9 protein-coding genes are annotated in these 12417 nt (G+C 60.2%); 4 read left to right on the top strand and 5 right to left on the bottom strand.

What is annotated here, in order from left to right; translation table 11 throughout:
- Positions 1-210 precede the first annotated feature (210 nt).
- Together ettA and gdhA are read left to right on the top strand one after the other, a co-directional pair.
- Positions 211-1875: an energy-dependent translational throttle protein EttA gene (ettA, locus tag HDC30_RS17380; protein ID WP_003228391.1), complete on the top strand. Its 1665-nt coding sequence runs from the start codon at positions 211-213 to the stop codon at positions 1873-1875.
- Positions 1876-2221: 346 nt separating this feature from the next.
- On the top strand, positions 2222-3559 hold the full coding sequence (gdhA, locus tag HDC30_RS17375; protein ID WP_150367950.1) for an NADP-specific glutamate dehydrogenase: 1338 nt from the start codon (positions 2222-2224) through the stop codon (positions 3557-3559).
- On the opposite strand, the gene HDC30_RS17370 is transcribed toward gdhA, so the two are convergent.
- From HDC30_RS17370 to HDC30_RS17355, 4 genes are all read right to left on the bottom strand, one after another.
- Positions 3556-4050, bottom strand: coding sequence for a GreA/GreB family elongation factor (locus HDC30_RS17370; protein WP_096795243.1), 495 nt, complete (start codon positions 4048-4050; stop codon positions 3556-3558). The genes gdhA and HDC30_RS17370 overlap by 4 nt on opposite strands.
- 71 nt (positions 4051-4121) lie before the next feature.
- Positions 4122-4478, bottom strand: coding sequence for a hypothetical protein (locus tag HDC30_RS17365; protein ID WP_007963787.1), 357 nt, complete (start codon positions 4476-4478; stop codon positions 4122-4124).
- Between the two features lie 218 nt (positions 4479-4696).
- Entirely contained in the window at positions 4697-6550 is a 1854-nt protein-coding gene (locus HDC30_RS17360; RefSeq protein WP_183784150.1) for a DUF4105 domain-containing protein, read from the bottom strand.
- Positions 6551-6645: 95 nt separating this feature from the next.
- Positions 6646-7134: a DUF3015 domain-containing protein gene (locus HDC30_RS17355; RefSeq protein WP_007909797.1), complete on the bottom strand. Its 489-nt coding sequence runs from the start codon at positions 7132-7134 to the stop codon at positions 6646-6648.
- A 277-nt stretch (positions 7135-7411) separates the two neighbouring features.
- Here HDC30_RS17355 and HDC30_RS17350 point away from each other — a divergent pair, with 277 nt between their 5' ends.
- Together HDC30_RS17350 and HDC30_RS17345 are read left to right on the top strand one after the other, a co-directional pair.
- A complete protein-coding gene (locus tag HDC30_RS17350; protein ID WP_027612829.1) occupies positions 7412-9850 on the top strand; it encodes a Lon protease family protein in 2439 nt (812 codons plus the stop codon).
- Between the two features lie 264 nt (positions 9851-10114).
- The gene (locus HDC30_RS17345; protein ID WP_007963794.1) at positions 10115-10444 is read left to right on the top strand and encodes a hypothetical protein; all 330 of its coding nucleotides are present in this window, start codon (positions 10115-10117) and stop codon (positions 10442-10444) included.
- A 6-nt stretch (positions 10445-10450) separates the two neighbouring features.
- Here the strand turns inward: HDC30_RS17345 and HDC30_RS17340 are convergent, their stop codons facing one another.
- Positions 10451-12283 (bottom strand): hypothetical protein, encoded by a 1833-nt coding sequence (locus HDC30_RS17340; protein ID WP_183784148.1) that lies wholly within the window; start codon positions 12281-12283, stop codon positions 10451-10453.
- Positions 12284-12417: the final 134 nt, after the last annotated feature.

Raw genomic sequence — 12417 nt, 5'->3', positions numbered from 1 at the left:
TGAGTTGTGGCGAAGTGCCAGCCCCACTCGGCTGGACTGCCACCGGTCATTCAGGTAGCTTTGCCGGTTACGCGGGAGCGTTCCAGCTCCTAGAATCAGACTTTTTTCCGCGCGCACGCATTGATGACCATCAAGTGAACGACGCGCATCGGTCTGGCCGGGCATCGCCTGCGCTCCAATCATTCATCTGTCACTGACCCAAGGTTCTCCATGGCTCAATACGTCTTCACCATGCATCGGCTGGGCAAAGTTGTTCCGCCGAAGCGGGAAATCCTGAAAAACATTTCGCTGTCGTTCTTCCCCGGCGCCAAGATCGGCGTACTCGGCCTCAACGGTTCGGGTAAGTCCACGCTGCTGAAAATCATGGCCGGCGTCGACACCGAGTTCGAGGGCGAAGCCCGTCCGATGCCGGACCTGAACATCGGTTATCTGCCGCAAGAGCCACAACTTGATCCGACCAAAACCGTGCGTGAAGTGGTCGAGGAAGCGGTCAGCGTGATCAAGGATGCGCAGGCGCGTCTGGACGAGGTCTACGCCGCTTACGCCGATCCGGATGCCGATTTCGACAAACTGGCTGCCGAACAGGCCAAGCTCGAAGCGATCCTGCAGGCCAGCGATGGTCACAACCTGGAGCGTCAACTGGAAGTCGCTGCCGACGCCCTGCGTCTGCCGGCCTGGGACGCCAAGGTTGAACACCTGTCCGGTGGTGAAAAACGTCGTGTGGCCCTGTGCCGTCTGCTGCTGTCCGCTCCGGACATGCTGCTGCTCGACGAACCGACCAACCACTTGGACGCTGATTCGGTGGCGTGGCTGGAGCACTTCCTGCACGACTTCCCGGGCACCGTGGTCGCGATCACGCACGACCGTTACTTCCTGGATAACGTTGCTGGCTGGATTCTCGAACTCGACCGCGGCGCGGGCATTCCTTACGAAGGCAACTACTCGGGTTGGCTCGAAGCCAAGTCCGATCGTCTGGCGGCCGAATCCAAGCAGCAGTCGGCTCACGAAAAAGCCATGAAGGAAGAACTGGAGTGGGTGCGCAAAGGCGCGAAAGCCCGTCAGTCGAAATCCAAGGCTCGTCTGCAACGCTTCGAAGAAATGCAGTCGCAGGAATTCCAGAAGCGTTCGGAAACCAACGAGATCTACATCCCGGCCGGTCCGCGTCTGGGCGACAAGGTCATCGAATTCAAGAACGTCACCAAGGGCTACGGCGATCGCGTGCTGATCGACAACCTGTCGTTCTCCATGCCGAAGGGCGCCATTGTCGGCGTGATCGGTGGTAACGGTGCCGGTAAGTCGACCCTGTTCCGCATGCTGATGGGCAAGGAAACTCCGGATTCCGGCACCATCGAAGTCGGCGAAACCGTGCAACTGGCCTGCGTTGACCAGAGCCGCGAAGACCTCGACGGCAGCAAGACCGTGTTCCAGCAGATCTCCGACGGTTCCGATCAGATCCGCATCGGCAACTACGAGATCCCATCGCGCACTTATGTCGGTCGCTTCAACTTCAAGGGCGGCGACCAGCAGAAGTTCGTCAAGGACCTGTCCGGTGGTGAGCGCGGTCGTCTGCACCTGGCGCTGACCCTGAAGGAGGGCGGCAACGTCCTGCTGCTCGACGAACCGTCCAACGACCTCGACGTTGAAACCCTGCGTTCGCTGGAAGAAGCCCTGCTGGACTTCCCGGGCGCCGCCATTGTGATCTCTCACGATCGCTGGTTCCTGGACCGCGTCGCGACCCACATCCTGGCGTACGAAGACGACTCGCAAGCGGTGTTCTTCGAAGGTAACTACACCGAGTACGAAGCCGACCGCAAAAAGCGCCTCGGCGAAGCGGCGGCCCAGCCACATCGGGTACGCCACAAGAAACTGGCCTGATTCGGGTTGGTTGCATGAAAAAGCGGAGCCTTCGGGCTCCGTTTTTTTTGAGTTTTTTTCAGTGATACCGAGTCGTGGCCATCGCGAGCAGGCTCACTCCTACAATTGAAATACGGTCCCCTGTAGGAGTGAGCCTGCTCGCGATAGCGGTGTAATTGTTGGTGCATTACTTCGATTTGACCTCCCCATTCAGGTGCAAAACCAGCTCAAAAAACCGCCTGATTTATATCCTGTGCACCATTTAATTTCATAACTGCGACATTTTGCGCTGTTCCTGTGCGCAAATCGTTTGCTACAGTCCGGCTCAATCGCTTCCAACGACAATAAATTTGCCGAGACTTTTCCCATGATCGAATCCGTCGAATCCTTCCTCGCCCGCCTGAAAAAACGCGACCCGGATCAACCCGAATTCCACCAGGCCGTCGAAGAGGTCCTGCGCAGTCTGTGGCCGTTTCTCGAAGCCAATCCGCGTTACCTGACCTCAGGCATTCTGGAGCGCATCTGCGAGCCGGAGCGCGCGGTGGTGTTTCGCGTGTCGTGGGTCGACGATCAGGGCAAGGTCCAGGTCAATCGCGGGTTCCGCATTCAGATGAACAGCGCAATCGGCCCGTACAAGGGCGGCTTGCGCTTCCATCCTTCGGTGAACATGGGCGTGCTGAAGTTTCTCGCCTTCGAACAGACCTTCAAGAACTCCCTGACCTCGTTGCCCATGGGCGGCGGCAAGGGCGGTTCGGACTTCGATCCTAAGGGCAAGAGCGACGCCGAAGTCATGCGTTTCTGCCAGGCGTTCATGAGCGAGCTGTACCGCCACATCGGCGCGGACGTTGACGTGCCGGCTGGTGACATCGGTGTCGGTGCGCGGGAGATCGGTTTCCTGTTTGGCCAGTACAAACGCCTGAGCAACCAGTTCACCAGCGTGTTGACCGGTAAAGGCATGACCTATGGCGGCAGCCTGATTCGCCCGGAAGCCACCGGTTTCGGTTGCGTGTACTTCGCCGAGGAGATGCTCAAGCGCCGCGGGCAGACCGTCGAAGGCAAGCGCGTGGCGATCTCCGGTTCCGGCAACGTCGCGCAGTACGCGGCGCGCAAGGTCATGGACCTGGGCGGCAAGGTGATTTCGCTGTCCGACTCCGAAGGCACGCTGTACTGCGAATCGGGCTTGAGCGAAGAACAGTGGCAGGCGCTGCTGGAGCTGAAAAACGTCAAACGCGGACGCATCAGCGAACTGGCCACGGCGTTCGGTCTGGAGTTCCGCGCCGGTCAGTTGCCCTGGTCGCTGTCGTGCGACATCGCGCTGCCGTGTGCCACGCAGAACGAACTCGATGCAGACGCCGCACGTACGCTGCTGCGCAACGGCTGCGTATGCGTGGCCGAGGGCGCGAACATGCCGACCACGCTTGCGGCTGTGGATATCTTCGTCGAGGCCGGCATTCTGTTCGCCCCGGGCAAGGCGTCGAACGCCGGCGGGGTCGCGGTCAGCGGTCTGGAGATGTCGCAGAACGCCATGCGCCTGCTGTGGACGGCGGGTGAGGTGGACAGCAAGCTGCACGCGATCATGCAGTCGATCCACCACGCCTGCGTGCATTACGGCGAAGAGAACGGACGGATCAACTACGTCAAAGGCGCGAACATCGCCGGCTTCGTCAAAGTCGCGGATGCGATGCTCGCGCAGGGTGTGGTTTAAGCCGGTTCGATGCGAATCACTTCAATCAGCTGATCGCCAGCGGGGCGCTGCCACAGCACTTCGTCATTGAGCCGGGCGCCGAGCAGCGCCCGGCCCAGCGGCGAAGCCCAGTTGATCAGGCCTTGGCTGGCGTCGGCCTGATCTTCGCCGACCAGTTGCACCCGACTTTCGGTGTCGTGTTCGTCGGCGTAGGTCACCCAGCTGCCGATCTGCACTTTATCGGTCGAGATCGCCGGGGCCGCGACCTGTGCGCTGGCGAGGCGTTGGTTGAAGTAGCGCAAATCTCTTTCGAGATCGGCCTGGCGCTGCTTGTCGGCCTGTTCGCCCTTGGCCGATTGCTCGGCGTGCAGGGCTTGCAGTTCGGCGACTTTGGCCTGCAACTGCACCAATCCTTGGGGGGTGACGTAATTGGGCTGCGCACTGACCTGCCGTTCGACGGGCTGATCGGCTTGCGCAGCGGCGTTATCTTCGTTGACGAAAGCGCGGCTCATGCTGTCCTCCTCTGCAAAGAGTTTGGGCCATGGTCGCCGGCATTTGGTTTCACTGGATGTCTGGAAGCGACCTATTGCGAGCGATAAGCCCGCCCGGCGTCCTGATCTTTCTGCTGCTGCCAGGCGCGCTCGCGTTCGTCCCAGTGCTCGTTGCGATACTCTTCGCGATCCTTGTTTTCCAGCATTGCCTGACACTGGCGGAAGCCGTCGGTCCAGCCTTCGGCGTATTGCTTGTCCTTGAGATAGCGCGGCACGTTCTTGCGAAACTCGCCACTGATCGAACCGGCGGCTTGCCGACCACTGACGCAGCCATCATCAAAGCCGTCGGCGAAGGCCGGTGGATAACCTTTGGCGATCAAGTCTTCATGGGTGGTCTGGCAACCCCCGAGCAACAGCAAAACACCCAGCAATCCCGCACACCGCCACATCGCACTCTCCCGCGCCGATTCTCGGCTGATAGGGAAAGTCTAGAAGCGGATTCATGAGACGGATGTCGAAGACGAGTGAAAAATCCATTACCCGCCAAAAACCAATGTGGGAGCGAGCCTGCTCGCGAATGCAATCTGGCATTCAACAATGATGCTGAATGACCCACCGCTTTCGCGAGCAGGCTCGCTCCTACAGGGGGGATTTGTCGGCCTTCAGGTCAGTAGTGATACCACTTCACTTCAAGCATGACCTCGGTTTCCGGGGTGGCGAGGTGGCTGAACTCACGCTGTGCCGTCAGGCGCAAACCGAGGTTGCGCGACAGCTCCCATTGCTGATTCAGGCTCAAGCTACGGCGCACTTCACCATTGAAGAAGTAATCGCCCTTGGCTTCCAGGCTGAGATTGCCCAACGGGTTTTTCCACAACACGCCGGTATTGAAACCGCCGGCCGGGGAGACGAACTCGGCGAAGTCATTGTTGTGTTCAACGCGCACGGTGCCGAGGGCAAAACCCAATACGTCATCACCTAACGCCCAGGTACCGCCACCACCACCGTTGACGTGGCTGACCAGCGTCTCGTCATCATGCTTGCCCGGTACTCGCTCAAGGCCACCGGTGACTTGCCACGACAGAGGCTGCAGCAGTTCATTGCGCGGGGTCAGCGAGCGGATGGTCGCCAGGTCCAGTTGCTGAAATTGCCACTGGTTGCCTTCGTACTGGCGCAGCTTCATCTGCAGAATTTCGATCTGCGCGCCGAGGGGGAAGCTCTCGGCGTTGTCATTGAGATCGTGATAGGCCATGCGCAAGCCGTACTCGCCGAATGCACGATCGCCCCGCGTGCCGATGCCGGCCTGCCAGGTGCGTGATTCATGGCCGTCTTCCGGCAGGCCCGGTTGTGGAATCTGCAACTCCGGCGCCGGGTTCTTGTTGATCGCCCGCAGCAGATCGAAGCTGCGCTGAGCGCGTTGCACATCACGCTCCTGGCCGTTGGCGCGGTAGCGCTCGAGACGATATGCCGCATCGATGATCAACGCCTGACGATCCCGGGGCAGGGCCTTGAAAGTCGGCTCCTGCAACACCTGTTGATCGGCACTGACCTTCAGCACCCATTGCTGTTCTTCGCTGTTCAACGGTTCGGCGCGGCTGAGCAATTCACGCTCGCGTGACGGGCGATATTCGATGCTTTCCACCAGCCCGGCCTCTTTCACCGCTTTGACCGTATCGGTAGGGATGGCGGTCAGCGGGAATTGCTCGGTCAGGTGCAGGCTCGGACGTGCCACTTGCAGCAGTTCGAGCAGGCGATAGGAGCAGTTTTCGTCGAAGAAGAAATAGTCGAACTGGATCTGCTTCAGCTCCCACACATGCTCGACCATGCGTGCGGTTTCTGCTTGCGTCAGGTTCAGCCGGTATTCCCACAGGTCGCGGTTTTCCAGGCTGCGGTACTCGGAGAGTTTTTCCTGGTACGGCACCAGTGCGAACAGCCCGGGATAGCCACCCATCACGCCCTTCCAGGCGTAGAGAATGCTGTTGTCCGAGCCTTCAATGTAAGCGCCGAAGTTGATCGCGTAACTCAGCAGTGAAGTCTTGTCGGCCTGCACGTCAGCCTGATCGATGCGCAACAGCGTGTGGCCGAACATCGACGACGGGCTGTTGAGGTAGGCCGCCGGGAAGATCATCACCGCGCTGTGCGGCGAGACGTCCTTGAACCACTTCTTGAATTCGGCGCAATCGGGGGCGGGCAGATCGGTCAGGTTGAGCTGGGCTTTCAGCCAGCGCGTACGCGCCGGGTAGACGCATTGCGCATGCTGCTCGCCGAGACTGGCCGGGGCGTACAGCGCCTGCACGGTGGCGGCCAGCTCATGGTCGGGGTGTTCGTTGCCATCGGGCGCGAGAAAGAATTTCCTGTCGCTGACATAGCTGCGCCAGCCGCCAAGCTTGGCGGTTTCGTAATGACCGAGGGAAATCCAGAAGCGGTCGTTGGCCAGTTGCTGCAAACGTTGAGGGTCGATGTGAGGCGCGGCGGACAGCGGGGCGCAGACACAGAGCGCCAGCCAGGCAAGGCGTTTGAGCATAAGTGGCAACTTAAGTCGAAAAGAAACAAAAGACCCAAGGAGGGCAGGTCCAAAAAACAAAACCCGCTTCCCGAAAGAAGCGGGTGGGGTCGAGCTTAAGCCTGAGTTGCGTACTTGGCCAGACGTGGGTCCGACTTCAGCACGGCCAGGGTGTTGGTATGCACGTCTTCTGCGGTCACGTCAGCTTTGCTGAAGATCTGCTGGAAGTGCTCGTGAGTGACAGCAGCGAAGTGCGCACGGTCTTCCGGCGCCACGCCCAGTACCACGGCGTAGGTCGTCAGCGCTTCGCCGTTGCCCTTGGCCATGTCTTCGGACAGCTCGTTCATCATGCCATTCATGGCGAACCAGGATTTACCGCCGTAGGTCAGAGACGCGTTGGTCGAGCAACCGTTGGTGCCGGAAGTCATACCGAACGTAGCGTTACCGGAGGTGCCGTTAGTGGTGGATGCCAGGAAGTGTGCCGGGGTGCCACGCTGACCTTCGAACAGCATGTTGCCCCAACCGCAATCCGGGCCACCCGGGGCTTGCGCCATGGCGTTGATGGAAACAGCGGTGAAGAGAGTACCGAGAAGAATCCGTTTCATAGCTTTGTTCTCTTTGTGTGCATACCAATGGACAGGGTTCTGACACCTGAAGGTGCCAGTGGGCCAGTATTCGTTCCAGCCGCGCAGTTTGGAGTTTAGGCACGTTCCAGGGGTTCCGTGAGTTTTTACAAAAGATTTGGCGATAACCCCGATTTGCCGGGGGGCGGGGCAGGGTCACCCGGTTGTCTATGCTTTGTCGTGTGGCGCGCCTTGCCAGTGGGGCACGGGCAGCGCCAGAATGCCGCTATCCGCCCCGCCTGATTGTTAAGGAAGCCCGATGCCTGATCCTGTTGCTGCCAGCCTGCGTATAGCGCCCGAAGCGCTGACTCGTCCGTTTTCCGCTGAACAGTTCAGCTTCACTACCACCAATGATCTGGAGCCCTTTCGCGGTGTGCTCGGCCAGGAACGTGCGGTCGAAGCCTTACAGTTCGGTGTGGCGATGCCACGCCCCGGTTACAACGTCTTTGTCATGGGCGAGCCCGGCACTGGTCGCTTCTCGTTCGTCAAACGCTACCTGAAGGCCGAAGGCAAGCGCCTGCAGACCCCGGCGGACTGGGTCTACGTCAATAATTTCGATGAGCCGCGCGAGCCCCGCGCGCTGGAATTGCCTTCTGGCACTGCGGCTTCGTTCATCGGTGACATCAACGGCCTGATCGATAACCTGCTGGCAACCTTTCCGGCAGTGTTCGAACACCCGTCCTACCAGCAGAAGAAAAGCGCCATCGACCGCGCCTTCAACCAGCGCTACGACAAGGCCCTCGATATCATCGAGCGGCTGGCGCTGGAGAAGGACGTCGCCCTGTACCGCGACAGCAGCAATATCGCCTTCACGCCGATGCTTGAAGGCAAGGCGCTGGATGAAGCGGAATTCGCCCAATTGCCGGAAGCCGAGCGCGAACGGTTTCACGAAGACATCTCCGGCCTCGAAGAGCGTCTGAACGAAGAACTCGCCAGCCTGCCGCAGTGGAAGCGTGAGTCGAACAATCAACTGCGTCAGCTCAACGAGGAAACCATCACCCTGGCCTTGCAGCCGTTGCTCTCGCCGTTGTCCGAGAAGTACGCGGAGAACGCTGCGGTCTGCGGTTACCTGCAAGCGATGCAGGTGTACTTGCTGAAAACCGTGGTCGAGCAACTGGTCGACGACAGCAAGACCGACGCCGTGGCGCGCAAACTGCTGGAAGAGCAATACGCGCCGAGCCTGGTGGTCGGTCATCCGGCCAGCGGCGGGGCGCCGGTGGTGTTCGAGCCGCACCCGACTTACGAAAACCTGTTCGGCCGCATCGAGTACACCACCGATCAGGGCGCGCTTTACACCACTTACCGGCAGTTGCGCCCAGGTGCTTTGCATCGCGCCAACGGCGGCTTCCTGATCCTTGAAGCGGAAAAAATGCTCAGCGAGCCGTTCGTGTGGGACGCGCTGAAACGCGCCCTGCAATCGCGCAAGCTGAAAATGGAATCGCCGCTGGGCGAGATGGGCCGTTTCGCCACGGTGACCCTCAACCCGCAACACATTCCGTTGCAGGTCAAAGTCATCATCATCGGCGCGCGGCAGTTGTATTACACGCTGCAGGACCTCGATCCGGACTTCCAGGAGATGTTCCGCGTGCTGGTCGACTTCGACGAAGACATCCCGATGGTCGACGAAAGCCTGGAGCAATTTGCCCAGTTGCTGAAAACCCGCACTTCGGAAGAAGGCATGGCACCGCTGACCGCCGATGCGGTGGCGCGTCTGGCGACCTACAGCGCACGGCTGGCCGAGCATCAGGGGCGTTTGTCGGCGCGGATCGGCGATCTGTTCCAACTGGTCAGTGAAGCGGATTTCATTCGTCATCTGGCCGGTGATGAAATGACCGATGCCGGGCACATCGAGCGGGCGCTGAAAGCCAAGGCCACTCGTACCGGTCGGGTTTCGGCGCGGATTCTCGACGACATGCTCGCCGGGATCATCCTGATCGACACCGACGGCGCGGCGGTCGGCAAGTGCAACGGGCTGACTGTGCTCGAAGTGGGTGATTCGGCGTTCGGTGTGCCGGCGCGGATTTCCGCCACGGTGTACCCGGGCGGCAGCGGTATCGTCGACATCGAGCGCGAGGTCAACCTCGGTCAGCCGATCCACTCCAAGGGCGTGATGATCCTCACCGGGTATCTGGGCAGCCGTTACGCGCAGGAATTCCCGCTGGCGATTTCCGCGAGCATTGCGCTGGAGCAATCCTACGGTTACGTCGATGGCGACAGTGCGTCGCTGGGCGAGGCCTGCACGCTGATTTCGGCGCTGTCGAAGACGCCGCTCAAGCAGTGCTTTGCGATCACCGGCTCGATCAACCAGTTCGGCGAAGTGCAGGCAGTAGGCGGGGTCAACGAGAAAATCGAGGGCTTCTTCCGTCTCTGCGAAGCACGTGGGTTGACCGGCGAGCAGGGCGCGATCATTCCGCAGGCCAACGTCGCCACGCTGATGCTCGACGAGAAGGTGCTGGCGGCGGTGCGCGCCGGGCAGTTCCACGTGTACGCGGTGCGTCAGGCTGACGAAGCGCTGAGCCTGCTGGTCGGCGAGCCGGCCGGTGAGCCGGATGCTGACGGTCAGTTCCCTGAAGGCAGCGTCAACGCGCGCGTGGTCGAGCGTCTGCGGGTGATTGCCGAGATGATCAGTGAAGACGACCTCAAAGAGGCGGAAAAGGAACTGGCGCAGGAGGCACTAGCCGAAGCCAAACCAGCCTGACCGCAAACGCGGTAAAAACTGTGGGAGGGAGCAAGCCCCCTCCCACAGTTGTTTTTCCAGATTGATTTTTGTGGTGATCTTCGGGAAAAGTGCCACTACTCTGACGTCAGAATTCACACAATGACCATTCGGCGCCTTCTGGTTCTATCCAGCTTGCGCGGCGGACTTTTCTTCTATTCTCTGCTCAAGGACATCGACAGTATCACTGGATCGAAACAGCCTTCGCGTGAAGGCTGAATACAGGCTTTACCGAGGGTCGCCGCCATGTCGCGCAACCTCTGCCTCACCCGTCAATGCCTGGGTCTTGTGACCCGCATCGAATGCGCCATCAAACCGCTGGCCGGCGATAACGGCATGTGGACCTTGCTCTTCGCTGCCGGCATGGCCGGCGAACAACCCTCCGCCATCAAGGCCCAGGGCCCGTTTCACGGGCCGGTCGCCGCCGAGTCGATTCTCGACACTATTGTGGAAAGCCTGACGATGCACGGCTACGAGCTGGCCGACGATCCGCAGATCTGGAGCCTGCACCTGCAGGCACAGTTGCGCCAGATCAATGGCGGGCGTGGGCGTACGGTCGGCGTGTTCGACCACTAGGCGCAATCATGGCGCGGTGTCGGACTGCTGCGCCTTGTCGAGTTTGACCTCAAAGCCGTATTGCACGGTATTGAGCTCGGTCCGCTGATAGGTCTCCACGTGCGTTGGACGACCATAGAAGTAATGCACGCCGAACAGCGCCGGGCCATCCGCACTCGCGTCATGACTGACCGAGAGAATCTGTTTCAGGTAGTTGCCGCTGTCGTCCTTGACGAAGAATCGCCAAGCGTTGGCCGGAAATAGTTTCAGGTCCACCACCAACGTGTTGTTCTTGATCTCCAGGCCTTTGGGCAGGGATTTGGCGTCGTAGGCTTTTTTCTCCACGCTGGCGAGAAACAGCGGCATCGACCCCACGGCAATCGCCGGGGTTTCCGGAAACAGGTTCAAATCGTAAGTGATGGTCGCCTGCAGCGGATCGACCTGATACGCCTCGGGCGGCAGTTCGATCGGCTCATCGAGTTTGCCGCTGCGTTTCTCGGTGAAGAACGTCACGGGACTCTCGCCGGGGCTGAAATCATCACCGAGCAATTCATCGTTGAAGGTTCGCCGGTGAGAGAACTCGATGCGTGCAGCGCTCGGATCCTCCACGGACTGATGGATGCGGATACCGGCCTTCAACGCTTCCTCGGTGAGGCTCGCGCCCTTGAGCCAGTTCGGCGCCAGATCGTCATAGACGACCACCGCCGGGTCCAGCGGTTGGATGGCTTTTTCGGTGGTGTGCTGGCTGAAAGTGCGCACTGGCAGATCCAGTGTTTTGCGGGTCACGGTTGCCGATGAGAAATCCAGCACGCTGACTTCGAGGGTGTCGATGGGGCCGTTGAAGTAGACCTTGTTGTAGCGGCGCGGATGCTGCTGCTCGAAGGTCTGCTGTTCGTCCTCGAGCTGTTTTTCCAACGCCTCGCTCCAGGTTTTCTGCTGTTGCAGATGCGCCAGTTGTTTCTCGTAGAAAGCGACTTGTGCCGGGCTCTCATTGATTGAGCCGGCGCGCACCAGGTATTGCCCGTTGGTGTCACGGGCCTGAACGATGACTGGATTGAGTTGCGCACCCTCGACCTCAGGGGCCAGTGGCAGGCTGTTGCTGAATTCGACTTCGGCGTAGTTCTTTTCAAGCTTCAGCAGGGTGACGCTGAGGTTGTCATCGGTGCGGGTCTGGCCGACGTCCTTCTGGCTCAGGTTGAAGCTGAACAGGCGGCGCGGCGCGATGACTTCGACTTTGCCTTGCAGGCTCACCGGTTGTGGCTGGCTCTTCTTGTCCACGTTCAGCCCTTCGATGAACGGGTAGGTCACGGTCAGGTCATCGGGGTTGGTGACGTTGGAACTGGACGGGCTCAACTGAATGCCGGGATCGGTTTCCGACCATTCCGGCTGATAGGCGATCACGCGCTTGTTGCTCAGGGTCACCGACTGCCATTCCACGCCGTGCGGGAACAGAAAACCGCCGGGGATGTTCAGGTTGAACGGGAACACCGGTTGCAGGTCAGTGAGGTAGTCGGAGCTGGCGTCCTTGTGCAGCACGAACAGGCCGTTGATAAAGGTATCGACCAGCGCCTGCGGCGAAGGGTAGTGCTTGAGGATGCCGAGGGTGTCTTCGCCGTAGACGGTTTTCAGCGGGGTGCTGTCGAGCTTGAGCTGCGCGCGTTCGAGCAGCAGCAGCGAACCACCGAGTTCGGTCACGGCGTCCTTGAGTTTCGGGTCGGTAATGGCGTCCAGTGAGTGTTCGAAGGTTGCCGTCTTCGCGTCGAGGCTGACCGAGGGCTTTTTCTCATCGCCGGGTGAGCAGCCACCCAGCAGCAGAACGAGGCAAACTCCGGCAGTCGTCAACGGTAATCGCACATGCATTTCCAGTCGTCCTGTCCACTTTCGCTAGGCGGTCAATGGTTTGGACAGTAGCAGAAAAAAATTAACACACACACGCAGGTTGCGGTGATGGGAGGTGCGAGCCGGGCGGTTTCTGGCGGTCACGGGCGGCTGGT

Source organism: Pseudomonas sp. JAI115 (genome assembly GCF_014200835.1).
Lineage (GTDB): Bacteria > Pseudomonadota > Gammaproteobacteria > Pseudomonadales > Pseudomonadaceae > Aquipseudomonas > Aquipseudomonas putida_A.
The sequence above is the reverse complement of the archived record's forward strand: the minus strand, read 5'-3'. Positions and strand labels throughout refer to the sequence as shown.